The organism is Vibrio sp. YIC-376 (assembly GCF_052353105.1).
In the GTDB taxonomy this organism is placed as follows: Bacteria; Pseudomonadota; Gammaproteobacteria; order Enterobacterales; family Vibrionaceae; genus Vibrio.
Map to the genome: position 1 here is coordinate 706,617 of NZ_JBBWFK010000001.1, position 25,549 is coordinate 732,165.

The 25,549-nt window shown below is 40.4% G+C and carries 26 protein-coding genes and 1 pseudogene; 13 read left to right on the forward strand and 14 right to left on the reverse strand.

Annotated features, from left to right (window positions below):
- The first annotated feature begins 192 nt into the window (after positions 1-192).
- The 5 genes from WJM94_RS03125 to WJM94_RS03145 all read left to right on the forward strand — a co-directional run bounded on the left by WJM94_RS03125 (position 193) and on the right by WJM94_RS03145 (position 4,862).
- Positions 193-1,152, forward strand: a complete 960-nt coding sequence (locus tag WJM94_RS03125; protein ID WP_444492780.1) for a C-terminal binding protein — start codon at positions 193-195, stop codon at positions 1,150-1,152.
- Between the two features lie 39 nt (positions 1,153-1,191).
- A complete protein-coding gene (locus WJM94_RS03130; protein ID WP_444492781.1) occupies positions 1,192-1,848 on the forward strand; it encodes an RraA family protein in 657 nt (218 codons plus the stop codon).
- A 64-nt stretch (positions 1,849-1,912) separates the two neighbouring features.
- Entirely contained in the window at positions 1,913-2,845 is a 933-nt protein-coding gene (locus WJM94_RS03135) for a sugar kinase (protein ID WP_444492782.1), read from the forward strand.
- Positions 2,845-3,474 (forward strand): bifunctional 4-hydroxy-2-oxoglutarate aldolase/2-dehydro-3-deoxy-phosphogluconate aldolase, encoded by a 630-nt coding sequence (locus WJM94_RS03140; protein ID WP_444492783.1) that lies wholly within the window; start codon positions 2,845-2,847, stop codon positions 3,472-3,474. The genes WJM94_RS03135 and WJM94_RS03140 overlap by 1 nt, the downstream gene beginning before the upstream one ends.
- 182 nt (positions 3,475-3,656) lie before the next feature.
- A complete protein-coding gene (locus WJM94_RS03145) occupies positions 3,657-4,862 on the forward strand; it encodes an L-dopachrome tautomerase-related protein (RefSeq protein WP_444492784.1) in 1,206 nt (401 codons plus the stop codon).
- A gap of 777 nt (positions 4,863-5,639) precedes the next feature.
- Here the strand turns inward: WJM94_RS03145 and WJM94_RS03150 are convergent.
- Together WJM94_RS03150 and WJM94_RS03155 are read right to left on the reverse strand one after the other, a co-directional pair.
- Complete coding sequence (locus tag WJM94_RS03150) at positions 5,640-6,308, reverse strand: NAD(P)H-dependent oxidoreductase (protein ID WP_444492785.1); 669 nt, start codon at positions 6,306-6,308, stop codon at positions 5,640-5,642.
- Positions 6,308-7,258: an ankyrin repeat domain-containing protein gene (locus WJM94_RS03155; protein WP_444492786.1), complete on the reverse strand. Its 951-nt coding sequence runs from the start codon at positions 7,256-7,258 to the stop codon at positions 6,308-6,310. Before WJM94_RS03155 ends, WJM94_RS03150 begins: the two co-directional genes overlap by 1 nt.
- A 99-nt stretch (positions 7,259-7,357) precedes the next feature.
- On the opposite strand from WJM94_RS03155, the gene WJM94_RS03160 reads away from it, so the two are divergent.
- Complete coding sequence (locus WJM94_RS03160) at positions 7,358-8,260, forward strand: LysR family transcriptional regulator (RefSeq protein ID WP_444492787.1); 903 nt, start codon at positions 7,358-7,360, stop codon at positions 8,258-8,260.
- Positions 8,261-8,558: 298 nt separating this feature from the next.
- Entirely contained in the window at positions 8,559-9,458 is a 900-nt protein-coding gene (locus WJM94_RS03165; RefSeq protein ID WP_444492788.1) for a LysR substrate-binding domain-containing protein, read from the forward strand.
- Between the two features lie 333 nt (positions 9,459-9,791).
- Here the strand turns inward: WJM94_RS03165 and WJM94_RS03170 are convergent, their stop codons facing one another.
- Both WJM94_RS03170 and WJM94_RS03175 read right to left on the reverse strand, forming a co-directional pair.
- On the reverse strand, positions 9,792-10,064 hold the full coding sequence (locus WJM94_RS03170; protein WP_444492789.1) for a hypothetical protein: 273 nt from the start codon (positions 10,062-10,064) through the stop codon (positions 9,792-9,794).
- 20 nt (positions 10,065-10,084) lie between these two features.
- Positions 10,085-10,483, reverse strand: a complete 399-nt coding sequence (locus WJM94_RS03175; protein ID WP_444492790.1) for a hypothetical protein — start codon at positions 10,481-10,483, stop codon at positions 10,085-10,087.
- A 179-nt stretch (positions 10,484-10,662) separates the two neighbouring features.
- On the opposite strand from WJM94_RS03175, the gene WJM94_RS03180 reads away from it, so the two are divergent.
- The 4 genes from WJM94_RS03180 (at position 10,663) to WJM94_RS03195 (ending at position 15,564) form a co-directional block, all read left to right on the forward strand.
- Complete coding sequence (locus WJM94_RS03180) at positions 10,663-11,082, forward strand: hypothetical protein (protein WP_444492791.1); 420 nt, start codon at positions 10,663-10,665, stop codon at positions 11,080-11,082.
- Positions 11,083-12,025: 943 nt separating this feature from the next.
- Positions 12,026-14,440: a DEAD/DEAH box helicase family protein gene (locus WJM94_RS03185; RefSeq protein ID WP_444492792.1), complete on the forward strand. Its 2,415-nt coding sequence runs from the start codon at positions 12,026-12,028 to the stop codon at positions 14,438-14,440.
- Between the two features lie 39 nt (positions 14,441-14,479).
- Positions 14,480-14,983: a hypothetical protein gene (locus WJM94_RS03190; RefSeq protein WP_444492793.1), complete on the forward strand. Its 504-nt coding sequence runs from the start codon at positions 14,480-14,482 to the stop codon at positions 14,981-14,983.
- 149 nt (positions 14,984-15,132) lie between these two features.
- Positions 15,133-15,564, forward strand: a complete 432-nt coding sequence (locus tag WJM94_RS03195; RefSeq protein ID WP_419436280.1) for a hypothetical protein — start codon at positions 15,133-15,135, stop codon at positions 15,562-15,564.
- 226 nt (positions 15,565-15,790) lie between these two features.
- On the opposite strand, the gene WJM94_RS03200 is transcribed toward WJM94_RS03195, so the two are convergent.
- From WJM94_RS03200 to WJM94_RS03215, 4 genes are all read right to left on the reverse strand, one after another.
- Positions 15,791-16,399, reverse strand: coding sequence for an NAD(P)H-dependent oxidoreductase (locus WJM94_RS03200; protein ID WP_444492794.1), 609 nt, complete (start codon positions 16,397-16,399; stop codon positions 15,791-15,793).
- Positions 16,400-16,655: 256 nt separating this feature from the next.
- A complete protein-coding gene (locus tag WJM94_RS03205; protein WP_230238780.1) occupies positions 16,656-17,075 on the reverse strand; it encodes a VOC family protein in 420 nt (139 codons plus the stop codon).
- Positions 17,076-17,375 carry a putative quinol monooxygenase gene (locus tag WJM94_RS03210; protein WP_444492795.1) on the reverse strand — a complete coding sequence of 100 codons (300 nt, stop codon included), beginning with the start codon at positions 17,373-17,375 and terminating at the stop codon, positions 17,076-17,078.
- 20 nt (positions 17,376-17,395) lie between these two features.
- The gene (locus WJM94_RS03215) at positions 17,396-18,388 is read right to left on the reverse strand and encodes a zinc-binding dehydrogenase (RefSeq protein ID WP_444492796.1); all 993 of its coding nucleotides are present in this window, start codon (positions 18,386-18,388) and stop codon (positions 17,396-17,398) included.
- Positions 18,389-18,489: 101 nt separating this feature from the next.
- On the opposite strand from WJM94_RS03215, the gene WJM94_RS03220 reads away from it, so the two are divergent.
- Complete coding sequence (locus WJM94_RS03220) at positions 18,490-19,377, forward strand: LysR family transcriptional regulator (RefSeq protein ID WP_444492797.1); 888 nt, start codon at positions 18,490-18,492, stop codon at positions 19,375-19,377.
- A 235-nt stretch (positions 19,378-19,612) separates the two neighbouring features.
- Here the strand turns inward: WJM94_RS03220 and WJM94_RS03225 are convergent, their stop codons facing one another.
- Positions 19,613-20,284, reverse strand: a complete 672-nt coding sequence (locus WJM94_RS03225) for a type 1 glutamine amidotransferase domain-containing protein (protein WP_444492798.1) — start codon at positions 20,282-20,284, stop codon at positions 19,613-19,615.
- Between the two features lie 99 nt (positions 20,285-20,383).
- Complete coding sequence (locus tag WJM94_RS03230; RefSeq protein ID WP_444492799.1) at positions 20,384-21,223, reverse strand: type 1 glutamine amidotransferase domain-containing protein; 840 nt, start codon at positions 21,221-21,223, stop codon at positions 20,384-20,386.
- Positions 21,224-21,328: 105 nt separating this feature from the next.
- Between WJM94_RS03230 and WJM94_RS03235 the strand changes: the two genes are divergently transcribed.
- Positions 21,329-22,252 carry a LysR family transcriptional regulator gene (locus WJM94_RS03235; RefSeq protein WP_444492800.1) on the forward strand — a complete coding sequence of 308 codons (924 nt, stop codon included), beginning with the start codon at positions 21,329-21,331 and terminating at the stop codon, positions 22,250-22,252.
- 446 nt (positions 22,253-22,698) lie between these two features.
- Here WJM94_RS03235 and WJM94_RS03240 read toward each other — a convergent pair.
- The 4 genes and pseudogenes from WJM94_RS03240 to WJM94_RS03255 form a co-directional block, all read right to left on the reverse strand.
- A pseudogene (locus WJM94_RS03240) lies at positions 22,699-23,000 on the reverse strand (Dabb family protein).
- A 496-nt stretch (positions 23,001-23,496) separates the two neighbouring features.
- Positions 23,497-23,799, reverse strand: coding sequence for a DUF1330 domain-containing protein (locus WJM94_RS03245; protein WP_193278743.1), 303 nt, complete (start codon positions 23,797-23,799; stop codon positions 23,497-23,499).
- A 38-nt stretch (positions 23,800-23,837) separates the two neighbouring features.
- A complete protein-coding gene (locus WJM94_RS03250; protein WP_444492801.1) occupies positions 23,838-24,587 on the reverse strand; it encodes a nitroreductase family protein in 750 nt (249 codons plus the stop codon).
- 62 nt (positions 24,588-24,649) lie between these two features.
- The gene (locus WJM94_RS03255; protein ID WP_193278744.1) at positions 24,650-25,507 is read right to left on the reverse strand and encodes an NAD(P)H-binding protein; all 858 of its coding nucleotides are present in this window, start codon (positions 25,505-25,507) and stop codon (positions 24,650-24,652) included.
- Positions 25,508-25,549 lie beyond the last annotated feature (42 nt).

Consider the following 25,549-nt stretch of genomic DNA (forward strand, 5'->3'; position numbering starts at 1 on the left):
TCAGTTTTCCATTACATTCTGAACTAACACTCTCTAACTTTTAAGTGATCTCGGCCAGAATTCCTAAAAACCGCCCTAAATTTAACTCATTATAGTGACAAAACTCACACAATCTAACATGTCAGATTGCAAAATCGATAATTGACAACTCTAATTAATGTAAATCTAACATGTCAGTTTTAGGAAAAGACCATGACAAAAGTAGTTGTAATTGAACCTGGATATCTGGATTACAAAGAAGAGGAAAAAGTTCTTAGCTCCCATAAAGCTCACTTTACCTCTCTGCCTATTGGTACAGCGAAAAGTGAAATCTTAAAAGAAGTGGCCGACGCAGACGCAATTATGGTTCGGGAAGCCATCGTCGATGCTGAGATCCTGGATGCAGCTGAAAAATGCCAGATAGTTGTTCGGTACGGCGTAGGTGTGGACAACATCGACCTTAACTACGCAAAAGAAAAAGGTATTTATGTAGCAAATGTACCGGATTACGGGTCTGAAGATGTAGCAGAACACGCCGTTTCTCTTTTAGTAGCAGCCACTCGCCGTGTCGTAACTCGCGACAAAGATGTTCGAGATGGTAAGTGGGGTATCGGACAGGCAGAGCCTATCCCCCGTATGGGAGGCAAAATTCTTGGCGTAGTTGGCTTTGGCCGCATCGCTCGCTGCTTTGCAGAAAAAGCGTCTGGTCTTGGCTTTAAAACCACGATGGTTTTTGACCCGGCATTGACCGAAGAACAGGCTAAGGAAGCCGGTGTAATAAAAGTGGATTTGGAAACTCTGGTTTGCGAATCCGACTTTATCTCTCTGCATGCACCATTGAATGAGCACACTCGCCACATGATAAATGGTCAACTCATTAGCAAGATGAAGCCTATGGCCGTACTGGTAAACACCAGCCGTGGTGGCCTTGTTGATGAGCAAGCTCTGTATGAAGCACTAAAACAAAACAAAATTCATGCCGCTGGTATCGACGTATTTGAGACAGAGCCAGTACCGCAAGACAACCCTTTGTTAACGCTACCAAACGTGATTTGCACTGATCACACCGCCTGGTTCACAGAAGAGTCAGTTGTGGAGCTTCAGCACAAAGGCGCTGTGGAAGTACTACGCGTATTTGATGGCGAAAAACCAAGCAGCTGGGTTAACCAGTAAGAAACCAAATTATAACTTTATTAAGCGAAGGAAATAACCATGTACAGCAAAGAAATCATCGACGGATACCGTGCAATCTTCTCAACCGCTTCTATTGCAGATGCTTGTGACCTGCTACTGGGCAAAACCATGTATCTGCCTTTTGATATCAAAAATCGAATCAACGAGAAGAAAATTGTTGGGCCAGCAGTCACTATTCTCGAAGAATCGACACTTGAAAAACTGCCTCCTCAACATGCTCTCGATGCTATTGATGAGTCAGAAGAAGGAAGTGTGATCGTTATCTCTGGTGATGCTGCGCTAGAAACCGTTGCGGTTTGGGGCGGCTTGATGACCGCAGGTGCTGTTGCGAATAAACACGAGGGCGCTGTTCTTAATGGTGGCATGCGAGACATCGCTGAAATTCGTCGTGATTACGACTTCCCTGTTTACTCAAAAACAATTTCGCCTGGCACGACTCTTGGTCGCTTCAAGACGGTAGCGGCAAATAAACCTGTAAAAATTGGTGAAGCCCTGATTCGTCCAGGAGATCTCATCATTGGTGATGTAGACGGTGTGGTTTGTGTACCTCAGGAGCATGTAGAAGCCGTTCTTCGCGAATCCCAGTCTATCGACTCACGTGAACTAGAACAGGCAAAACTGATCATCCAAAGTGGTTCACTACGTGACGGCCTTGCTAAATACGGTCGTATCTAATCATTCATAATAGCAGCCAGTTGGATTTTCTATTTCCAACTGGCTTTTTGTAAGAGATAAAAGCATGACTATTGATATTCTTTCCTTTGGCGAGCCACTGTTCGAATTCTCTCAAATTCCGGGGCAGACAGAAGCGGTCTCTTACCTGAGTGGTTTTGGTGGTGATACATCCAATTTCTCAGTAAGTGCAGCTCGTCAGGGTGCAAATGTTGCAATCCTAGCCCATCTAGGAAGCGACGTATTTGGCGATCAGTTTGTAGAACTATGGGAAAAAGAAGGTGTTAAAACCGACTTTGTTGTTCGTAACCCGGATGCCCCTACTGGCGTTTACTTTATTTCCCACGATGAGCGCGGACACCACTTTACGTTTTACCGTAAAGGCTCAGCTGCATCTCTTGTTACTCCACAGCAAATTCCACAAGGTGCAATTGCAGAAGCAAAGTTACTCCACACCTCTGCAATTACTCATGCAATCAGTGATTCTTCCAGCGACGCTGTATTTGAAGCCATTGAAATAGCGAAAAGAGAAAACACAATGATCTCTTTTGACACCAACCTTCGTCTTAAGCTTTGGCCTCTTTCAAGAGCAAGAGCAGTGATTCATGAGACAATCCGTCACGTTGACTTTTGCATGCCTAGCCTTGATGAAGCTCAGCTTCTTACTGGCCTTGAAGATGCGAATGAAGTGGCTGACTTTTACCTAGGTCTTGGAGCAAAAACGGTTGTTCTGAAAATGGGCAAAGATGGTGCGATGGTAGCAACCACTGACAGACGCTTTAGAGCTGCTGGTCATAGAGTCGATACCGTTGATGCAACAGGCGCTGGTGATTGCTTCTCTGGTGCATTCCTGAGTCAGGTAGTAAAAGGCAAGTCTCTGGAACAGGCTCTTGCTTATGCAAACTGCGCAGCCGCACTAACAACGACTGGTTACGGAGCAGTGGCTCCAATCCCAACAGCAGAGCAAGTACTGGCATTTCAAGCAGAGGTAAAAGCGTAATGAAACAAGCTATAGATCTACTTGCGAGCGCCAGAGTTGTACCTGTTATTCAAATAGACAATCTAGAAGACGCAATACCTCTCGCGGAAACACTGATTGAAAACGGCTTGCCTATTGCAGAAGTTACCCTTCGCTCACCAGTTGCATTAGAAGCAATACAAGTTATTAGCCAACGATTTCCTGAAATGCTACTGATTGCTGGAACAGTAACCAACCCAAAACAGGCAGATCAAGCAATCGAAGCAGGCGCAAAAATTGTTGTATCTCCGGGCTTTAACCCAGAAACCGTTCGTCACTGTGTCACTCGTGGCATCGACATTATTCCGGGCGTTGCGACACCAGGAGAGATGGAACAGGCAATGAACTTTGGTTTAACCATGCTTAAGTTCTTTCCTGCGGAAGCAAATGGTGGTGTCGAAACACTCAAAGCCGTTTCAGGTCCATATCGCCAACTGAGTTTTATGCCAACAGGAGGCATCACACCGTCTAACATCAAAGACTACCTAGCACTGCCAAGTGTGGTTTGCTGCGGTGGTTCTTGGATGGTGGACAAACAACTTATCACCGGAGGTAGATGGGATGAACTGGGTCAGTTAGTACGCGATGTACTCTCCCAAATCCAGAACTAATAAAACCACCACCATCATTATGAGTATTTATATCCACAGATCTGAAACGAGAATAGCACCGTTCAGACTGCCCCTCCCGCCATCTGCGGGAGGGAACATTTTGACCAAAAGGTTTCATAGCTGGTTAAAAGTTCACAGTCACAAGAATGCTAGACAATACAACTAATAGCAAGGAAACTGCAATGAAAGGAAACGTTATACTTACTCTTACCCTACTTTCTGCGTCCGTAATCTCCACCACAACCATGGCAACAGACATCCCAAAGCTTGAGATCGTAGCAGAGTGGGATGCTCTGACATATATAATAAAAGATAAGCAGATAAAACAGCGCTGGGAAAAAAGCGACATGTATGGCAAGGCTCTTATGCAGGGTGTCAAGGTTGATAAAAACAGTGAGATGTATGTCTCTACTGCTCGCTGGGGTGGCGCCGATATCCCAGCTACTTTATCTAAACTGAAAAAGCAGGACGGCGAGTACAAACTGGTACCTTACCCCTCTGAGAAAATAAACGATGTAAACAACCCGAAAGGCTTAAAGGCGGTTCTGGGCTTTGAAGTCGACCGTAACAACGTCATGTGGATATTGGATCAGGGCCATGTCGCAGGTGCTCCAACCAAGCGAGGCGATGAGAAACTGGTGTTGTGGGATATTGATAAAAACAAAGAGATCCAGCGATATGAGTTTAGCGATAAGGACAGTAGCCGTCAGTGCTCATTCCTGAATGATATCGTCGTGGATAATGATAGTGGCATTGCCTATATCACTGATTCAGGCATCTTCTGTCAGCCACTAGATGGAGGCCTGATCGTGTACGACAGCAACTCAAACAAAGCACGTCGTGTGTTATCCGGAACCAAGTTCACTAATAATGAGAAGAATTTCTTTTTTAACATCAACGGCGAGCCAGTACTTTCACAAAATCCTATGCTGACCGGCGCGGACGGTATCGCTCTATCAGGAGATAAGAAAACTCTTTACTGGACCAATCTAACAGGTAACACCCTATACTCTATCGAAACCGCAATCTTACGTGACTTCTCCCGCTCAGAAGATGAACTGCAAGCAAGTGTGAAAGAGGTCACTACGTTGCCGTCTAACACCGACGGTATGACTGCCGACCGCGATAATAACCTATACATGACAGGGCTGACGATCAATGGAATCATGAAGCGCGATGCACAAACCGGTGACATAAGTCGCCTGACTTACAACCATGAAATGGTCTGGCCAGATACTCTCGCTTGGGGCGCTGACAATAACATCTATATCTCTTCTAACAACTTGCATGTTTGGGTTGATGGTAAGATGAATTTCAACTCGCCAAAAAATTCCAACTTTAAGATCTGGAAACTCTCAGTAAACAAAAAGCCCTACTCAGATGAATAAAGAAATAACTATAAATACACTCATGAACATTGATATCCGGGTACTCAGCAACCAATGATGTTATTGCCCGACAAGATTCCTTGTCGGGCTTTCTACTCTTACATACGATACAGCTAGCCCTTTGAGTTTAGTGAAGATAAATGGATCACTCGTCTCCTATCTTGGGATATAGAAACGGCTCGTTTTCATCAATACTGGACGTTGCGAGAATATTTACCATGAGGAACAGAGTAAGCAAAAGAAGAATTCAACCCGGCAGTATTAGAAGTGAAGTACCTAATAGTTGGGCGTATGCAGACTGTCGTGTGGAAAAAGAGCTTTTTGAAATAATCTAGATCTGACGAAAGATGGTTGTTTTACAAGCATCTTTCGATGAATAAGTACAAGTATCGTACTATCTCACTAACTAACCACTATCATAATCAAACACATGAACAGTGATGTATGAGTTGCTCATTTATTCTAAAAACTGTAGTAGGAAGCCAGAACAACCAACTGACACAAGTTCACCAGTTGATTTACACGTAAGCATATGAGCATTATGATCAACATCAACATACGCTTCTTCCTAAACCATGCTTAGTGGACACCAGCTCACTCATGATTTTGAATCCAATTCTCGTATCAAGAGGAGTTTCTTCTTTTTCGGAAGCGTCACTATCTATAAGCTGGTTAATGTGTCTGTGACTGATGCCCCAAGCACGAAGAATATCGATCACACTATTCTGCGTTTTTATACTTCACCACACTATTATCGTTACTTGCTACGTTCGCGCACTAGTACTCCCCGACTTCAATGGAAGATTCTTCAAAAATCTTTTGTAGTCGAAAAGCATAGTTATCAAGCTCATAGATACGTTCCTGCTCAGTCTTACGTGCAGGTCCAAACACCTTATGCGGTTCTAGTACGGAAAAGCCGGTAAATTCGAACACACCTCGGTGAATTGGGCGCAAAATAGCATCCAAATCGCCATTCCATCCGCCCTTAACATACAGTTCTTCTGGACCGCCCGTCGTAATACTCAGCATTGCCTTTTTACCTTTAAAGACGCCATGTTCATAAAAGCGGCCGCCACCATAGACTCGTCCCATCACAAATACACGCTCAACCCATCCTTTAAGTGCCGCAGGCATACCAAACCACCAGAGCGGAAATTGGAAAATAACCAAATCACACCACTCCAGTTTCTGTATTTCAGCTTCAATCTCAGGAACAAAACCGTGATGTTCACTTGCGTACATTTCTTCGAGTTGTTGTTTGAAAAACTCACCATCGTTGGTGGTGTTAAAGTTGTGTCGGCCTGACACAGGGTCAAAGTTCATCGAATGCAAATCTGAGGTTTTCACATCATGACCTGCTGCTTCTAACACTTCTACAGAGCGACGAAACATTGCACCATTAAAACTTTTTGGTTCTGGGTGCCAGTAAACAACAAGTACGTTCATTATTTGTTCTCCAATAAATCGATAATATCTTGGTAGTGGTACTCTTTGGCTAATTCAAGTGGCGTTTTACCGTCAAAGCTCACTACATCCGTTCTGGCACCAGCATCAATTAGGGCTTTTGCTGCCTCTTTATGCCCATGCCAAATCGCATCATGAAGAGGGGTATAGCCATTGTTTGGCCCCTGAGCATTCAACGTTTCTTCAAACCCAGGATAGTTTACAAGAATTTTTATGACGTCCGCTTGACCGTTATAAGCTGCTTTATGAAGTGGGATCGCTTTCATGTAGTGATCAGGAATTGTTTGATCGCCACCACGAGCCATAAGAAGTCTCAAGCTTTCAACTAAACCATCACGAGCGGCGACCATCACCGCAGTATGCTCGTCGTTCCCTGAAGAAGTAATCGGAGAAGTGGCATTGAGTAAAGACCAATCTTCCAATGCCTCAAGCTGAGCCACCTTTTCTTTATCCGTTTTGCCGACTTGAGTGACAATTTGGTAAGCACTAAGCGCTTGTTCAAGCTCAACTCGGCGTTGTTTATATTGGCTAAATAAAGCTTTTAGTTTGTCAGTCTGCTCACAACCAAACATATCGCTATCACTGCCACCGAAATCTAATAAGTCTTCAGCCTTTACACCAAAAGTCGAAACAATCTCTGCATTCACATCAGGCCTTGCGAGCAAAGCATCTACGATGCCAGGTTTACGATGCCAAACTGCAATTATAAGCGGGGTTACACCATGCTTAGGGGTTTGTATGTTGATGAAAGCACCGGCGTCAAGCAATGCGTTGACCCACTTGTCAGAGGTTTGCTGCGCCGCAATATGTAATGGAGCATTTCCCATGACAGGGTCTAATTGGTTGACGTCACTGCCCTGCTCAAGCAATGTTGTAAACAGCTCAAAGGCACCTTCAATAATAGTTTGGTGAAGTTTAGGTAAGCTCATCATAACCTCGTTCTTTCTGCCTGCTTGTATGTCGCTAGTGTTGACCAAAATCTTATTAACTTGTAGTGTTTATTCATTCACCTTAAAGATAAATAAAAGTTAATGAAATCACTCCCCACGCAGTTACCCATCTTCATTCAAGTAGCTAAAAGTGGCAGCTTCGCAGCGGCAGCAAGAGCATTGGGTATTTCCGCACCTGCTGTCAGCAAAGCCATCACCAAGCTCGAAGAGGAATGGAGAGTAAAACTGTTTTTCCGATCCTCCCATTCGCTTAGTCTTACCCAGATGGGTAAACAACTGGTAGATAGTTTGGCTCCGTCAATTGAGTCAATACAAAATACCATCGAGCAGATTTCAGAAACCTCCAATGCGGCCAGTGGTACGATTAAAGTTAACCTCCCAGCTAGCTCTATTGGACAAGAGCATATTCTGCCTTTGGTTATCGAGTTTATGGCGCTCTATCCGCACATCACCTGCGACTTGCATTTTGATGATCGTAATGTCGATCTGGTCGAGCATGGGTTTGATTTAGGTATTGGTGTCGCAATCAACCAAGATTCTCGCCTTATTGCACGTCCACTTCTTGTTCAAGATATCGGCATCTACGCCTCACCAGACTATCTTGAGCATCACGGGGAACCACAAACACTTGATGACTTAGCCGATCATCACTGTATACCTGTACGCTCTCTGACTTCGGGACGCTTTCACTACTGGCGTGTAAAAGAAGATAATCAAGCCAAGCTGTATGAACCAAGTGGGCAGCTTATCGTCAACAATTTCGCAGCAGCCAAACAGGCGACATTAGCGGGTGCGGGTATTTGTATGTTGGGGTGTTGGCTATTTAGAGAAGAGCTAGCACAAGGTTTTGTCAAACCGATCTTAAAGCACTATTGGGGCGAGCCAACAACCATATGGTGCTACTATTCATCACGCGAGTATTTGCCAATTCGCGTGAGATTGTTGATTGATTATTTGGTTAAAAATATCGAAAGGATGGCTTGAAATTCAGCCTGATTCTTTGAATGGGTCTGCATTTATTGATGTGTTTTCGGAAGTATTTCAGAAAATGGAAATTGATACCGATATAACAATTTACCCAACCAACAGAGCATTCAATTTCTTTTTTTAAATTACGCAGAAATTCTGATGATCTACATTAGAAGGGAACAACGAAAACTACTGTCCTGCTCCCCTTAATCGAGAAACAACATTATATTGAAACATATGTAACTATAAGTTTAAACTATAGATCTGCAATTACCCTTAATATACGTATATCTGTGTACTTAGGAACTCATTTATGTTGCCAACTCAGTTACCATTATTTATATGTTCAGCGCAAGAAGGGAGTTTTTCTGCAGCCGGACGCAAATTAGGCATCTCAGCTGCAGCGGTAAGTAAAGGCGTAGCCGCACTTGAAAAACAGGCAGGTGTTCGCCTTTTTCATCGAAACACCCGTCAATTTTCACTCACTGAAGATGGGGAGAATCTGTACCATCGAGTTGAGCCACTACTTTCAGAAATTAAAGAGAGTATAGATAGTTTGACGGAGCAGAACCGAAATCCATCAGGTAAATTGCGAATTAACTTACCTGACAGTTTTGGTCGAAAGTTTATCTTGCCTCACGTTGGCGAGTTCATTGCTATGTATCCAGATATCGAATTAGATTTTGTTCTCAGTGATGGTGTACTCGACGTCGTTGATCAAGGATTTGACGTAAGCGTCGGAAATTGTATCAACGAAGATAGCCGTCTTGTAGCGAGAACCATTTACCAAATGCAAAGTGGTATTTTTGCTAGTAGAGGTTATGTGGAGAAGGTTGGAGAACCAAAATCGATAGATGATTTGAAGCAACACAGCGCCATCATTTACCGCCCAGTCACCAGTGGCAGAATGTTCACATGGCCACTGCAGGAAACGGTATCAGAAGACAACGACGAACACATTCAATTTACTCCCCAAGGGAAACTATCTCTATCAAATATCAGCGCGGTCAAAGTTTTGATGATGCAAGACTTAGGTATTGTTTATATGGGCAAATGGCATGTCGAAGAGGAACTAGAGAGCGGTGATGTCGTTCCAATATTGAAGTCATCATGGCCAATTGCAAAACCTGTTTGGATTTACTATTCGTCTAGAGAGAATCTACCTAAACGTACCCGTTTATTTATCGATTTCATTGTCGATAAGTTTAAGTAACTAGGGGGAACCACACAGGCTTAACCAGTGTGGCGGTACACTCATTTCTATCGGTGAGTTACTAAGACTCACATTTTATCGCGCCACTCGTAAAAAATAGTATGCCGCTGTACTGAGCAAGCAGAAATTGGACAATCATAGCTAAACAACTCCCCACCAGCGTGCCAATAGTACGTCCCCAGCCAATTGCACTTTACCCCATACCAGCACAAAGGGAACAGAAAGACTAAATAATTTAGACTTTTAACATTTACTGCATTTTCTCATACTCTATTCTCAATCCTGGAACATCGAGTCATGCTTATAAGCATGACAAACACGAAGGTAGCGTTGCTAAGTCCGTTTATAGTTAACGGCTTTGTGAAAATGAGGTTTGGCTTTTAAATCGGGTTCCAGCCTTAATCCACAGTATGGGCAATGAATGATGTTGAAGACAGTTTGCCAAAGTAATTCTCCCACCCCATTGAGTTCATGGCTTAGTTCTAGATCCATCTCTTTTGCTGTTTCAGAGATAAAAAGAAACCACTGTTCATTGCTGGAGTAATGAGCGGTGCAACGCACTTGGACATCATTAGGCATTTGTTTGCACAGATGTTGGCTAATCATAGTAATTCCCTTGCTTCACTTTAAAAGAAGCAAAAACTTTCCGTTTCTTTTACCTGAACATTTCGTCTAGATTTATATCGATTACAACCGTAAAGACCAGGGACTCGTGATTCTTTTCTATTCTGGATGTTCATTGTTTCCTGAGTGGTTTTCTTGTTGGTACAGCTTTTTTCAAAAATAGCGTAATTAGAAGCATGAGCAGAGTTTAAATTATCAAATTTAAAACCATCACGTTGTTCCTCAACGGTTAATAAATTCGCTTTAAACAACGTATTTTCATCAGAGATGAATTCATTAAACAACGTATTTTCATCAGAGATGAATTCATTAAACACATTCAATTCATCTTTTAAAGGTTTTAAATCAATTTCTAATTCTGGGTTTTTATATACATACTTACGAGCACTTCGCTTAAACACATCGCTATCCTTATAATGTTTACGATGAGTGTAATAAATCACATTTAAAACCAATTGTAAATATAAAAGAAATAATATCTTTCAATACAAATCTTTTTAATTATTAAAAACTTCCACAGTTTATAAGTTTCGTTTAAAATCAAATCCTACTCATTACCGATTCAAAGGAGTTACCTCTCATGACGCTGACTGAAAAGCAAGAAGCAGCAATAGAAATTTTTAATAGTCGCAATACTATCAGAGCCTTAGAGCTACACCTGGATGAGTTGGAGGCGATACGTGATAGAATCAAACACATTATAGAAGAACGCAAAGCGGCTGAAGAAATGAAAAAGGTCGAAATAGCCATAGAAGCATTGCAATCCGTTGGTATTGAAATTCCTATCGAACTTGTTGAAAAACGAAAGGCTTTAGCTGACTCAAAATCTTCTACCACGATTCAGCGTAAACGAGCACCTCTTGTTAAGTTTGTCGTCGGAGATGCGGTTTTTGAAGAACGCTCGCAGGGCAAAGCGTCACGTGAGTTGGCGGCAGCAATAGAAAGATACAATGATGAAAATGGTACACATCTCACTAAGAAGGATTTTAAACAAGATTAAATCGGGAGCCATAACGTTTAATGTAAATGAAATTTCTATTAATGAAACTTATCTTCAGCATGCGTAGTGAGCTGTGAGATGAGAATTAATCAATTTACAGACATTTAATGACGCACTACCCCATTATCGAATCTCTCGCTCGAAGAGCGAGTCAAGCATGCTAAAGCATGCACCAATCGAAGTCGTGTTTGGTTTACTTAATCGACGTTAAGCTTGCTGCTGAGTGTCCACTACTCCATTTATATATTATATATACCCCAGAGAAGTGGACACATTAGATGATTTCATTTCTCGTAGGTGATGCTCATCCTATTGAATTGAGGCAACTGAGAATGACGACAGCATGCTATCGCATGCAGTATTCGAAGTGGAGATTAGTTTACTGACTCGTCAAGTCCTAACCTAAGTGTCCACTTCTCCATTTATTATTTATATATACATTTGAGAAATGGACACTTCAGTATACCGACATTGCACAGATGATGCATATGGGCATCTTAGCCCATATGCATACCGCAAGAACTGTAAAACGTTGCTGTATACTTGTTGGCAGTGTTCTTACTTGCATGTTCCGTTTTCAAAAATTTCATACCGATGAGATATGAATGTTCTTAGGTTTACCACGCTTCATATTACGCATTTAGACGAATCCAAACACCAACATTCATCAATTTAACGTTATCATACTCTCAGGCACCAAACTTGATCGCTCCATGATCTTTTTATCTTTAATATTATTTAATTAATATTAATAAAAGTGGGTTTTTCATTGATGCCCATTAAGTTGTCTTAGATATTTAAAAATAAATATAAAAATCAAAATCTGTAAAATCTTGATATATATAAGACAATTTACATGCATTTAAAAACACAATAAAAAGGTTGATATTATCGTTATAATTTAATTAGAATAATAATATAATAATTAATCGAGAATAACTTTATGCACTATTTTTATAAAAATATCAACGACACAGCCGAGTTCAAAAACATCATACTGCACGTTACCAACAATGTGAATGACGTTATAATAAGCAAGGAAATTCGTCATGATTTAGCATTAAAACTCGCCAGTCAAGTGCTCGACTGTAACCCCATTTACAAAAAGTCCGTCAGTTCAATTTGCATTCACGCATCAGCTAATTCAAAAGAAATCATTGATGCAATAGCCGCTTCTTTTCGTTTTAAAAAGGACTTGTTAATCGCAGGTCGTTCGATAGATTTGATTGAGATGCACTCTTTACTTCAAGAAGCCTATCTTATTTATCATGCTTGCGAATTAACTCACTATAATAAAGAATTAATAGACTATGCAATTAAGAAACTCAGGCAGGCAGTGCAATGCCAACATGTATCTATTGAGTTTGCAATATATTTTGCTTCCACTCTCTTCAAAATCCATGAAGATACAATCACTCAACAGTTAACTTCAATAAGAGAGATGGAGTTAGATGCGTTAAATCTATCCTTGAACTTTTCAAATGCGATGAATATCCACCATTTAAACCAGATCGATTTATCTTTAAATCGTGTTAACGTTATCTCTGCTGAGACTGGGTCTGGAAAAACCACTTATGTAATAAATAATTATCTTCGTCATCAGTTGAAAGAAAACCCAAACTTGAAAGTTGGCATTATCTCTCATAAAAATGAAATCAATAATAACAAGTATTATAAAATTTCAAAACTCATGCCCAATGCAAAAGAGGCAAGCCATAAAACAAGATCCTTGAACAAACTTGAAAATGCACAATTAATTATTTCTACGACTAACTCACTTCCTAAAATGCGTCAGTATGTATTGAGTTGCGATGTCGTTATCTTTGATGAGAGTGAAAAAGGTATCCTCTCCCTAGATGGCAGTCATTATAAGGATGATACTTTGAAAGAAGAATCATTCAATGCATTAAAGACCGTGATTACTGATTCAAAGCGTCTAATCATGATGGATGCTGACAGTACTAATTGCATCACAGAGCAGTTGATCAAGTCAACGGGGATCAAAGACTATGCACTCTACAAAGTGAAAGGTGAACGTTACTCCGACCTTCAGTTAACCATTGCAAATAGAGATGTGGTTTTAGGCGAAGTCACGAATAAGAAGAACCGTTATAAGGTGATGGCGTTCGATAAAAAAGAGGCGTTATACCAATATTTGTTCTCGATTGGTTACGAATCTTCCGGCAAAGGCTGTCCAAAAAAAGCATTAGATGCAGGCTATCTCGTCATTACTGGTGACACATGTGATACCGATGCGGTAAAGCATTTTCTGGCCAACCCAAGCGTTTCGTGCTTCCTATACGAAAAAATCTTGTACTCACCTTACATTGATTCTGCGGTCAGCATTGAAACAAATTATGCTCGTGAAATGCTGGTCATATCACATAGCATCCTAACGCCGAAAGAGTTGATTCAGATGGGGCGTAGGTTTCGCCAAGCAAAGAACATCATTTATGCTGTTCAAAAAGACAACGTAATGTGTTACGAATACACAAACATGAACAGATCTGGTGAGCCAAACAACGGGCCGTTTACATTTGAGCACATGCAGCATCTAATACATCACCTATCGACGCACACTCGCCACAACATGCCGCTCTCTTTAAAGCTTACTGCTGAAGAGTTGGGGTTCAACGTTAAAATTAAAGAATATTCTCCAGAACGACGTTACTACGAATCAATGCTACAAGAGCAACTAGAGGCGAGATACGTGAAGTCTGTCAATGAAGCAATCTATCAGGCCCCCAACATTGTAAGCGCTATCGATGAAGCTTATGAAGTCATTCAGTCTGGAAAGGCAAGCAACTTACAACTTTGTGCAGCGGAAAAACGGATCGTCGCAGAAAGACTGTGTATCCCAATTGATTTATTAACTAAAGAAGCCATCGATTTTAGTAAAGAAAAAGCCCCGTTATTGGAATACTTACAAGAGTATGTGGATTGGCGCAAAACGAAGACAACACATGCTCTTTTTAGCTTAATGGATGTCTTGTTTAAGAACTTAAACATTTCCATAGAACATAGTCACCAAGAACATTTTATCCCTCCTTCAGATTATTATGCGGCTTATGACATCATTGAACAACTATTACACAACAACCCAAAGCTGTGTAAAGAACTGAACACCATGAAAACGATGTTAAAACCCATCAGTTCAGGTTCATATTCTGACGGTTATCGCACAAAAGCAATTAATAACTTCCTCACTAAACTCGGTTTCGAAACAAAATTGGACCAAACAAAAAATAGCAAATATAGAAGATACATAATCTCTTTAAATCGCCATGCGCAAGCTTCAATACGATATTTCTGTCACGAGTCTATAACTTCACTTGATGTTTATGAAACTAACGTGTAAACATTTAGTTCTATTGATACCCGTTAAAAGATTAATGTAATGAAAATGATTTTTGAGATGCAGTACCGACAAACTCAAAAGTTTATCTATAAGCGTGATGAGATCTGTTCAATCTTCAGAAGTGATGATATTGATCAGATTGTCGAAAAACATGACTATATCGTCAGCATCAATTTTGAGCGTTTTGTTTACTTACGCTCTACGTTACCTGGTGATTTTTTTGAAAAGTTGGCGCTATCTCTGCGTGAAGACGATTTGTGTTATGTTTCTTTCGAAGATGCCCTATCTCGCTGGAGTGTGATCTCTCAGATCCCAATGCTATTGATTTTAGCTACGACTGGCGAGTCGGGTTTTTATAAGACCAGATTTGGAAACATTGAGTTTATCCATGTGGAACATGATGATTCGCTCATTTTAGCCAATACAAGTGAACCCTATTATACACTAAGATTGGCTAACAAATTCTTTGCCTTTGAAGATTTAAAACTCATTGATAGAAACCTGCACCTGGTCGATTATGATGAACTCAACTCTGATGATTAGATAAACTTAATGTACATTTAAATAAAAATCGATTGACATTTTAATTCATTAATCATAGATTAAACATAGACACGTTAAAACCTCCCGCGTGTTGTTAAATAAATCTACAATAAACGAAGTCTGTGGGGTTAGTTTATTGAGGATTTATTATGGAATACATCAAAACCAATCAAGAACAAGTTAGAGATTATTTATTCTCAGTTAATAATTCTGAGTCCGAAATCCATAACGTTCACAAACTCCATTTAAACGATCGACTTTTACATATCACTGGCCCATTAGAACTGTGTCTTTGCTTCACCCAGTTTATGGATCTAGTCCTTCTATCACATAAAGAACTAAATGATAGTTCGACAATATTGGCCACATTTTCAAAAGTTGTCTTGAATCAGATTGAAAGCGAAGATGATATTCTCTATGTCGCTTTTGCTATTCGTAAATCTAGCCTTGTCAATACAGAGCAGACAGTAGATTTAAGGCTTTATCTGCTTGATGATGACGACTGTAAAACAAATGTACAGCACACTTATTTTTCGCTACAAGATTGGTTCAACTACTTCAAGGTAAATCGAAGTCAATAAAATCTCGTTTTTTCTCAACGTTAATCTTTCCCCGGATTGACTAGTGCCAGCGTTTCACGCTGGCTTATTTCTGTGATAAAGTATATAAATAGTTAAGAATTCAATATAAAGAAGATATCAAAACAAGATATTGTTCCACTCCTTCAAGTGAAAATAAAAGGTCGAAGAGCTGCTCTATTAATTCCCGATAAAAAATAGTACAGCCTTCGACATTTTAATTATATTTTCATGTAAGAAACATTGAACTAATAGACATAGGAAAAATACTTGTTAGATGTTTTTCGTATCTCAGCAAGTCTGTATCGACCTCAGGGTTCTTAATAACATCACAACACATAAACGTGTTTAATGGAGACATACCTAAAAACTGATGGGCTTTATGTATTGGCAAGTAGACGCCATCAACTCCAACACCTTCAAAAAACTGCGATGGATCCTCAAATGCTTCCTTAGGTGCATTCCAAGTAACTAAGAGCATGTAGTATTTACCTTCCAATAACCCACCTGAACCATATGTTTTTAGCGGGTTGCTTCGCGTTCGACCATCACTATTATACAAATGGCCATGACCCATAGTAAAAACTTCATCCATATATTTCTTTACTATCCAGGGTGGCCCCATCCACCAACCTGGCATTTGGTGTACAACCACATCAGCCCAGATCCATTTCTTTATCTCAGATTCTACATCATAACCGCTATCTATGACGGTAGTCTGGACATTTAATCCCATACCTTTTAGCTTATCTTCAGCAAATGATGTCAAGGTGTTGTTTAAACGACCATTGGAATGTCCAAAAGACTTTCCACCATTAAGTATTAAAATATTTTTCATTTAAGCAACTCACTGATAGTGGTTTAACCTACTTCTTTGAAGTTTTAAAAGGCTAACCCACCACTATCCGTTATAAATAACCGCACTTCTAACACAGCTATCCCTTTTTCTTTGCCCAGTCAGAACAATAAAAATCTTGTTAAATATCTACTCATTGTATTCATTGCAGGTGCCAAGAGAATTAACTCCATTTCCATTAAAGTATTGTCTGATTGATCAGAGAAAGTGTTCAATTCAAGATTGAACACTTAACCAACTACCAGGCTCCTTCATTAGACATTGATGCCCAAGGCTCTTTGACTTCTAGAGGTTTACCTTTTTGCAATAGCTCTATCGAAATATTATCAGGGGAACGAACAAACGCCATCTGACCATCACGAGGGGGACGATTAATGGTTATCCCACATTTCTGTAGGTGTTCACACGTAGCATAAATATCATCAACTTCATACGCCACATGACCAAAGTTTCTCCCCTCCGTATAATTCTCAGGGTCCCAATTATAAGTTAACTCCAACTGCGCATCTTCATTTCCTGGAACAGACAAAAAGATCAAAGAAAATCTCGCATCAGGATAGTCATTCCTTTTCACAACTTTAAGTCCCAACCCATCACAGAAAAAATCTAAAGATTTTTCTACGTTGCGAATACGAAACATTGTATGTAAGTACTTCATTTACTCTTCCTTAATTTTGCTCGTGACTTCGATGGTTATAGACTCATTCGTTCGCTCTAAAGTAGTTTGAAGATCTAAGTAATGTTTAAGCTCTTTGTGAGCACTTAGAGCAACTTCATTTATCCATTTTTCAACAAGCGTAATAGTTGACGGATAATCGCTACTAGTAAACACATCGTATCTCAAACAGCCAGGTTCTTTGCGAGATAGGCCAGCACATTTCTGTACTGCTTTCAACGCTGAATCAAATTGGCTTGGCGTGCAGTGGATATCAACTAATACTGTTAGTTCTTCACTCATTACTGATCCTTTAAATGTTGTTATCGCTCGATGACAACTTTACCCGTCGCCTTTCCAGACTCTAATCGGGTATGTGCCGCTTTTACACCTTCAAGCGTAAAGGGATGTGTACTGTCAATGAGAGGTTTAACATCGCCCTTATCAACTAGATTAGCTAAGCGGCGTAAAATCTCACCGTGAGTTTCTCGGTCGATATCATGAATGAGTGAAATCGCCATAAACACTAAGTCTAGTCGCAGGGCTTTAAAATGCATTTCCGTTAAGTTGTAATCTGCATAGCCGATTGTCGAGATAACATGACCTTTCAGCTTCGCAGCAATTAGTGAGTTCTGTAGTACTGGACCACCAACTGTATCGAAAATAGTATCAAAACCTTTGCCATCCGTTAGTCTCTCAACGTATGCATTTGGCTCTTCTTCTGTGAACAGAATGGTTTCATCAGCACCTAGACTTTTTGCAATTGCAGCTCGCTCCTCGTCAGCGACTGTCGTAGATACATGCGCTCCCATGACTTTTGCTAGTTGCACACCGATGTGACCAACGCCACCAGTACCACCATGAACAAGCACCTTATCATTAGGCGTAATCTGTGCGCGATCAACAATCGCTTCCCAAGCTGTTATAGCAACAAGTGGTAAGCTCGCCGCTTCACCAAAGCTTAATGTCTTAGGCTTATGGGCTAGTAGAACAGCATCTGCTTCTACTTTTTCTGCCAATGTTCCTTGAAGTCCAACAATGCCACCTACGCAACCATAGACTTCATCACCCACTTTAAAGTTAGTGACACCTTCACCGACCTCGCTAATCACACCTGATACGTCCATGTGCAAAATTGCTGGATAGCTCATACCAGCAGTACCTTCGCTGCCCTGGCGAATTTTTGTATCTACAGGGTTCACACTGGTTGCTTTAACATCGATTACAACATGACCGAATTTTGCAGTAGGTGCCTCCACTTCAATTTCTTGAAGTACATCTACGCTGCCATGTGCTTTAATACCAATCGCTTTCATTTTTTGTCCTCTTGTTATTGACAAAATCGATGTTACTAGGAGAATTAACTCAGAAAAACACACTAATAGTTAATTGATTAAACACGAATGGTTAATAATTAATGCTTGACTCTATCGAAGATCTCAAAATCTTTTGCACCATTTACGAACAAAAATCCATTAAATTGGCTTCTGAATACCACAACATAAGCTCCGCTGCCGGAAGCAAAAAGCTACTCGCGATGGAAAATCAACTTGGTGTAAAATTATTTTATCGAACCACGCGTAAGCTTAGTGCAACTACGGCTGGAGAGATGTTGTATCATCACGCACAAAAAATCATTGGAATGACTGAAGAAATAGAGCGTGATTTAAATACAACCAATAAGCTAAAAGGTAAGATAAGAATCACTGCTTCAGCATCATTTACCCAGAGTTACCTTATACCCCCTCTCAGTCATTACATGACACTACATCCTGACGTAAAAATAGAAGTAGTATCAACTGACGCGTTAGTTGATTTAACAGCGTACGGTATTGATTTGGCAATTAGACATGGACCATCTAAAGATTCTTCATTGATAGGCCAGAAATTAGCTGAGTCGAGACGCATCATATGTGCATCTCCTAGCTATATACAAAAATACGGTCAACCTACTTCCCCAAATGATTTGAAGGAGCACAAACTTCTCGTTGTAGGTAGTGAAAGTACATGGACATTTAGATCAAATAGAGTGAAAGAGACAATAAAATTGAATCCTGATTTTTCGTCAACTCTTGGAGAATCTGTGCTTCAAATGGCAAAACTTGGGCAAGGTATTGCCGTATTATCAGATTGGCACGTTAGAGAAAGTATTTCAAACGGAGAACTGAAGTCATTATTAGATGAATGGGAACTCATTCCTTCCATAACTATTCAACTACTGTATCCTTCACGGAAAAATCAGTCACACATTGTTAAAAACTTAATATCCTTTCTGAAAGATTGGGTAAAACAAAACCCGATATGAGATTATATAGGCGGCTAGCGAGTACCTCAAATGACGGAGACTTTGAAAACGAAAGGAACAGTTGCCCCTCTCAAAAAGTCAGTCAATGATGTAGCAAAAAGACCAAAGCTTTTAGAAAGTCCAGCAATCACAGCACAGCACATATTGTTTTAACCAGTATAGGCCTAACAATATGTGCGTACATGAGTCAGTGAGTCCACTCACCAGTAACTCAATTTAAAAGATTGTTTTATAGCTAAGATAACGCTGATACGAGAGCTTTGCCTACTCCATGTGCACTCGCAGGGTTTTGTCCTGTAATGATACGTCCATCTACAATCACATGTTCCTGCCAAGGTTGTACTTTCGTGTAACTAGCTGCAACACGTGTTAGATATTCCTCTAATAAGAATGGAATGTCATTTATAGTGCCAAAATCAACTTCTTCTTCACGTGCAAACCCGGTTATCGATTTCGTAGAAAGTAATTTCGTTCCATCGCTTAAAGTAATAGGTAAAAGTGCACCTGGGCCATGGCACACAGCAGCAATCACTCCTCCGTTTTCGTAATGCTGAGCTGAAATCTTAGCAAATTCTTTATTAGTTGAAAGATCTGACAGTAATCCAAAGCCACCTGGATAGAATATTGCGTCGTATTCCTCAACATCAACTTTAGTAACCGGAATCGTACTATTGATATGCTTCTGAAAGTCGTGGTCAGCTAGTAATTTTTCGTTTATCAAGTCACCTTCTATATCCGTGCCATAAAGCGGGGCTTTACCACCTTGAATTGACGCAATCTCATACTCAAAACCTGCTGAGATCACTTCGCTAAGAGCATGAGTGAGTTCTGGTGCGTAAGTTCCATTGGGTTGATCTGTTTCACCCAATGTAGCATGATTAGTAACAACAATTAGAATCTTCTTCATTGTTAATACCTCTTTCTTTCGTTTACTTAGAGCTGGGGTTTTATGCTCTCAAGGCAAATAAAATATAAACCCCACTCACACATTAGTCATCTATACATCTTATTGCTGCTCAAGTTTCAACAAAAGCTGCTTGGCTAACTCTTTATCAGAAAACGGATTCTGTCCCGTGATAAGTTCACGATCGACAACAACATGTGGTTGCCATTTTTCCGCAAAGCTCATTTTTCCACCTGCACTTGACATGGCATTAGCAGGATAAAAGCGCAATTTTTGACCGCCTAAGCTGCTCTCAAAAACTTGTTCTTCTGGAGTAGAGAATATTGTCATGTCATACCCATGATAGATCCACTCGTTTGCGTCTACTTGTTTGTTGGTACCTAACACCGATTCAAATTCGACAGGGTTAACCTGTCCACTTAACAGTGCGATAGGACCGTGACAAATAGCAGCAGTCGGTTTGCCTGTCTCATGAAAGTGACGAAGGATTTTTCCTACCTGAGGATTGTTTGCCAAGTCAATTAATGGTGCATGTCCACCAGGAATAAACACAGCTTCGTACTTATCTAAGCCCTGGTCTAACACTTCTTTTAGTGAAAAGGTATCTTCAATTCCATCAATGTTCGCTACAACTTCCTTAATACGGTTCATCTCTTCATCAGAGTTACCGAAATACATTGGTATCACAGATCTTTCATCAACAGCAGGAGCATTACCTTTCGGAGTCGCCAACACTAATGTGTAGCCAGCTTGCTGCAATTTGTCTGCGGGTACACCAAACTCATTTAGGTAATATCCCGTATTGTAAAGCTCCCCACTCTCTAATTGCATTTGGGTCTCACTAGAAAGCAACACAAGAATTTCACCTTTACTCGCGGCAAGAGCTGGGACGCTGGAAAGTGCGACAGATATGAGTGCCGCGCTAATTTTCAGTTTAGACATTTTTATCTCCTTCGTTATTTCGGACCAACTATATATCCATTTTAAAATCATCTGAATTCAGTTATTCTTTACCTTACTATCAGAAAAATTATGGCAAGAACCACTATGTCCTATTTCGTCCAGCTACGCACATTTGTTGAAGTTTATCGTTGCCGTAACATTTCACGAGCAGCAAAAAATTTGGGTTTGTCTCAACCCGCAGCAACAGCTCATATTCAGGTTATGGAAAGTATTGTAGGCAAACAACTGTTCGAACGTAGGAACAGAGGAGTAGACCCCAGCAGTGCTGCGCACGATCTTGCAGCACAGGTATCAATCCACCTTGATGCTATCGAACAAAAACTTGCGTCTGTTCGCTCTCGCTCTATTGGAGTAAATGGAACAATAACATTAGCAGGGCCAGCTGAGTACATCAGTTATGTTGCCTCAGCACAGCTAGCGAATCTGTTACAAGCTGGTAACATCGAGGTTGTGATATTGCCTGGTAACCGTGAACAGAATTATGCGGCATTGGAAAATGGCATTGCAGACATTGCTATCACTGCATCGTATCCAGATAATAAACAATTTGATTATGATCTACTGGACAGTGAAGAGTTGGTTTTAGTTGCTCATCGCTTGCTCGCGCAAAGCTTCTCAGGCCAAACTATAACAGTAGAGGATTTAAACGCTCTACCTGTTGTGAGCTATGATGGTCAATTACCGTTAATTCGAGAATATTTTGATTCTGTTTTCCGCCAAAAATGCAGTTCTCGAGTTATTGCACGTTGTCCAGACATCCGAGCTATCGCGGGGATTGTACGCAGTGGCATCGGTTACTCAGTATTGCCTGACTATTTATGCTCTGAGGATCTAAAGTCTGGTCGCCTTATTAAGATTGGGCCAAAAGGTCCAGAAAACCATCTCTATCTTGTTTGGAGAAAAGGTGCATTAACACATCCAAGAATAGAATTCGCTCGTGATGTCTTAATGGCATTTTCAAACTTGAACAAATATACTCAACAAGAATTAAATGAGTCACAACGTTAATGAAACATATTATACCAACTCTCATTGAAGGTGTTTGGTTTACGATGAAATCACAATAATGCAGCGAGTTAAGAAAAGTACACATAATCTTCAACAAAAGCTCTAACTTCAGCAGATACATGACTCAACGCTTGACTGTTTGAATACATTATTCACGCGAATCTTGACACTATCAGGAGGATACAAAGCAATGCTATGTCTGAGCTGAAATCGTCAGTTGAAACGACTGCAAATAGCAACAAAAAAAGAGCAAGTTCCCTCACTAAAGGGAAATCAATTTGTTGTTACCTGTGACTCATACTCATATCAATACAGTGGGAACTGAGTTCTTACGTGCAACTACCATTAGCGTCAATAACTATGCTAACAGCCTATCATTTCTAATGAAAATCGGTGCATGCTTCTAATAAATTAAATTCTCTTGAAAATGTTAGTCGAGATTCTGTCTAACACTTAACTGTAAAGTCAAAGACAACTATTTCTTCAAATAATGGGCGAAACACTTTTTGAGAGCATCATGCTCTGGGTGATATAGATAGTTTTGACGACCTTTTTCATCAACAAACGTCATCAAAACAGAATGTGTGTAACCTTGATTCTTGCCCTCAGGACTATCATTTACCCCCCACTCAACAGAGAAAACTCCCTCGATCTTGCTGGGTAATGCCGCAAAAACATCTTTTAACCTATTTATTTCTCGTAGTTCTGCGGATTTTCTAAACTTTACAAGCAAAATGTGTCGAATCATATATTTACCTCAATTATTTTCCTCAATACCAGCTACTCTTTATTTGATTGTGAAACACAAATTTATATGGCAATTCAACTCAAAATAGATAGCATTAAGAGTGTCAAGTAAAAGGTGGCGATAAAATATTCACAGGATGAATTTATAGCAGTTTTATTGAAATAGCTATACTGCTTATTAGTTGCACTAACACCAATTATCCCTCGTCATTTATAAATACTAGAGTCAGGTAGTCAAGCAGATCACTTTATTATTATTGAGGGAACCTAGTTCATTACTACCCATCACCTTAAGGTAAATCGAAGTCAATAAAATCTCATTTTTCTCAACGTTAATCTTTCCCCCAGATTGACTAGTGCCAGCGTTTCACGCTGGCTTTTCCTCGGCAAGAATTCTACAATTCTTATTCAACAATGCGATGAATTTCCTTATCCATTGATACCATAGACCACCAGTACGTTCGAAAGGAGGCCTATGAATAAAACTCATAAATTATCTAACTAAGACTCGATAACAGTGAAATACTAAGATTATAAATCGCTCTGTTATCTCTAATTTCTTTTAGCGGAGCGTATTCTGGTGATGCTTGCCAGGCATTAAACGATTCTCTATTTGGCCATCGTTGAATTAACTGTACCTCAACATCTCTTTCACCCATAACAAAGTCAGCGTGTGTTTGCACCGCCAATGTTTCACCGCCGTATTTGAGTACAGTGCTAGGAACCTGCTTTGAGTATTCTTCAAAAGAATCAAGATCTTTAATTTTGAAGTCTATATATACGTAAATCGCTTGACTCATGATTTCTCGCCTTGTTTAAGTAGTAACATTCATTTCGACTATTCGTCAGTGAACTTGAAACCTTGGTTATAAAACCCCTTTGCAACGCTAGGAAAATAGATGTTGCTATAAAACATTGCGACTTCTTCACTGTACGTTTTCATCGAGCGTAATCCTTGCGCATCCCACCAATTACGCAGTGCTTCGTTATATTGTTGAACACCTTGTTCTACTTTTTCAGAGCAATAGGTTTCATTCATTGCATAACTTTCTAGAGGTACCCTCGGCTTGACTTGGGGCAGCTGGGTTTCATCCGCCACACCAAGTGTAATACCAAAAACTGGAAAAGTTTTTTTGGGGAGTTTAAGCAATTCGATCATCGCTTTAGGGTTGTTACGAATCCCGCCGATCGCAGTAGAACCATACCCTAGACTATTTGCGGCTGTCTGAAGTGCATTTAGTGTTATTCCTGCATCCCCTGCCCCTACAATAATACCCTCGGCAGATTGTTCGATAATCTGCTTTTGACTCTCAAAGCGAGACGCAATATCTGTGCGATTAAAGTCAATAACAATAGTAATGAAGACATCTGCCGTCGCGACCTGTGGTTGTCCCCCTGCAATTTTCGCGATTTCTTCAATTGTCGCCTTATCACGTGTCACGATAAGACTGACTTGTTGAGCATTAATTGAACTCGGTGCTTGTTGGCCCGCTTTCAGAATAAGCTCTAAATCTGAATCGTTTACTTTTTCACCCGAAAATGAACGAACCGAAGTTCGATTCAGCAGTTGCTGGATTACAGTATTCATTTTGAACCTCTTCAACTATAACGACACAAAGACTAACCGCGTGTTATAGCAATTAACTTTACTTACTTGATAAACGATGCAAACTCTTCAGCAAACTCTGAGAATGTGATTGCAGGTCGGCCTAGAACTTCCTCGACATCTGTAGTGACATAGTCGTAATTTCCTTGCGCAAACCAATCTAGGATTTCAGCAAGATGCACAGCAAGCCACTCATTCATACCAGCAGATTTCATTGCCTCTGCTGCCGCCTCTTTAGGAACAGCAATATATTGAATGTCTTTGTTAGTGACTTTAGATAAAATCTCTGCTTGCTCAGCAAAAGTAATCGCTTGAGGGCCAGAGAGTAGATAAGTTTTACCTTCATGTCCCGCTTCGGTTAATGACGCAACGACGACCGCTGCAACATCACGAATATCCACAACACTCTGTTTTGCATCACGAAGCGGAAGGAAGAATTGCCCCATACTCTTAATAGTTTCTAAGCTACCAAACAGGTTTTGATAAAATGAATTTGGCTGCACTAGGGTATAAGTCAATCCCGATGCTTTCACCATCTCATCCGTTTCTGCATGCACCCGAATTATTTCTGAGCCAGCCTCTTTTGATGCTCCCATTCCTGAAAGTTTAACAAGATGCTTGGCACCACTTGTCTGCATGGCTTCAATGACATTGGCGACCCACTGTTTATTATCTGGATGAGCAACCATCGCTAGATAAACTTTAGATACCCCCTCCATGGCTTTTTTCATAGATTCCACATCACTAAAGTCACCAACTCGAATCTGTTCACGATTTAAAGCCAGCGGCGCTGCACTCTCGACATTTCGTACCAGCACGCTGAATTCAGCGCCTTTGCCCTTTAGTTGGCGTACTACTTCAGAACCAGTGTTGCCTGTTGCACCAAGAACCAGGATAGTCATATTTTCACCTTTGAATTGATTGGGTTGTTTTTTTGTCTGCCA

Excerpts from the sequence above, each read along its gene's own strand:
- WJM94_RS03125 (WP_444492780.1), top strand. The coding sequence starts at position 193 with ATGACAAAAGTAGTTGTAATTGAACCTGGATATCTGGATTACAAAGAA.
- WJM94_RS03130 (WP_444492781.1), top strand. The coding sequence starts at position 1,192 with ATGTACAGCAAAGAAATCATCGACGGATACCGTGCAATCTTCTCAACC.
- WJM94_RS03135 (WP_444492782.1), top strand. The coding sequence starts at position 1,913 with ATGACTATTGATATTCTTTCCTTTGGCGAGCCACTGTTCGAATTCTCT.
- WJM94_RS03140 (WP_444492783.1), top strand. The coding sequence starts at position 2,845 with ATGAAACAAGCTATAGATCTACTTGCGAGCGCCAGAGTTGTACCTGTT.
- WJM94_RS03145 (WP_444492784.1), top strand. The coding sequence starts at position 3,657 with ATGAAAGGAAACGTTATACTTACTCTTACCCTACTTTCTGCGTCCGTA.
- WJM94_RS03150 (WP_444492785.1), bottom strand. The coding sequence starts at position 6,308 with ATGAACGTACTTGTTGTTTACTGGCACCCAGAACCAAAAAGTTTTAAT.
- WJM94_RS03155 (WP_444492786.1), bottom strand. The coding sequence starts at position 7,258 with ATGATGAGCTTACCTAAACTTCACCAAACTATTATTGAAGGTGCCTTT.
- WJM94_RS03160 (WP_444492787.1), top strand. The coding sequence starts at position 7,358 with ATGAAATCACTCCCCACGCAGTTACCCATCTTCATTCAAGTAGCTAAA.
- WJM94_RS03165 (WP_444492788.1), top strand. The coding sequence starts at position 8,559 with ATGTTGCCAACTCAGTTACCATTATTTATATGTTCAGCGCAAGAAGGG.
- WJM94_RS03170 (WP_444492789.1), bottom strand. The coding sequence starts at position 10,064 with ATGATTAGCCAACATCTGTGCAAACAAATGCCTAATGATGTCCAAGTG.
- WJM94_RS03180 (WP_444492791.1), top strand. The coding sequence starts at position 10,663 with ATGACGCTGACTGAAAAGCAAGAAGCAGCAATAGAAATTTTTAATAGT.
- WJM94_RS03185 (WP_444492792.1), top strand. The coding sequence starts at position 12,026 with ATGCACTATTTTTATAAAAATATCAACGACACAGCCGAGTTCAAAAAC.
- WJM94_RS03190 (WP_444492793.1), top strand. The coding sequence starts at position 14,480 with ATGAAAATGATTTTTGAGATGCAGTACCGACAAACTCAAAAGTTTATC.
- WJM94_RS03195 (WP_419436280.1), top strand. The coding sequence starts at position 15,133 with ATGGAATACATCAAAACCAATCAAGAACAAGTTAGAGATTATTTATTC.
- WJM94_RS03200 (WP_444492794.1), bottom strand. The coding sequence starts at position 16,399 with ATGAAAAATATTTTAATACTTAATGGTGGAAAGTCTTTTGGACATTCC.
- WJM94_RS03205 (WP_230238780.1), bottom strand. The coding sequence starts at position 17,075 with ATGAAGTACTTACATACAATGTTTCGTATTCGCAACGTAGAAAAATCT.
- WJM94_RS03210 (WP_444492795.1), bottom strand. The coding sequence starts at position 17,375 with ATGAGTGAAGAACTAACAGTATTAGTTGATATCCACTGCACGCCAAGC.
- WJM94_RS03215 (WP_444492796.1), bottom strand. The coding sequence starts at position 18,388 with ATGAAAGCGATTGGTATTAAAGCACATGGCAGCGTAGATGTACTTCAA.
- WJM94_RS03220 (WP_444492797.1), top strand. The coding sequence starts at position 18,490 with ATGCTTGACTCTATCGAAGATCTCAAAATCTTTTGCACCATTTACGAA.
- WJM94_RS03225 (WP_444492798.1), bottom strand. The coding sequence starts at position 20,284 with ATGAAGAAGATTCTAATTGTTGTTACTAATCATGCTACATTGGGTGAA.
- WJM94_RS03230 (WP_444492799.1), bottom strand. The coding sequence starts at position 21,223 with ATGTCTAAACTGAAAATTAGCGCGGCACTCATATCTGTCGCACTTTCC.
- WJM94_RS03235 (WP_444492800.1), top strand. The coding sequence starts at position 21,329 with ATGTCCTATTTCGTCCAGCTACGCACATTTGTTGAAGTTTATCGTTGC.
- WJM94_RS03245 (WP_193278743.1), bottom strand. The coding sequence starts at position 23,799 with ATGAGTCAAGCGATTTACGTATATATAGACTTCAAAATTAAAGATCTT.
- WJM94_RS03250 (WP_444492801.1), bottom strand. The coding sequence starts at position 24,587 with ATGAATACTGTAATCCAGCAACTGCTGAATCGAACTTCGGTTCGTTCA.
- WJM94_RS03255 (WP_193278744.1), bottom strand. The coding sequence starts at position 25,507 with ATGACTATCCTGGTTCTTGGTGCAACAGGCAACACTGGTTCTGAAGTA.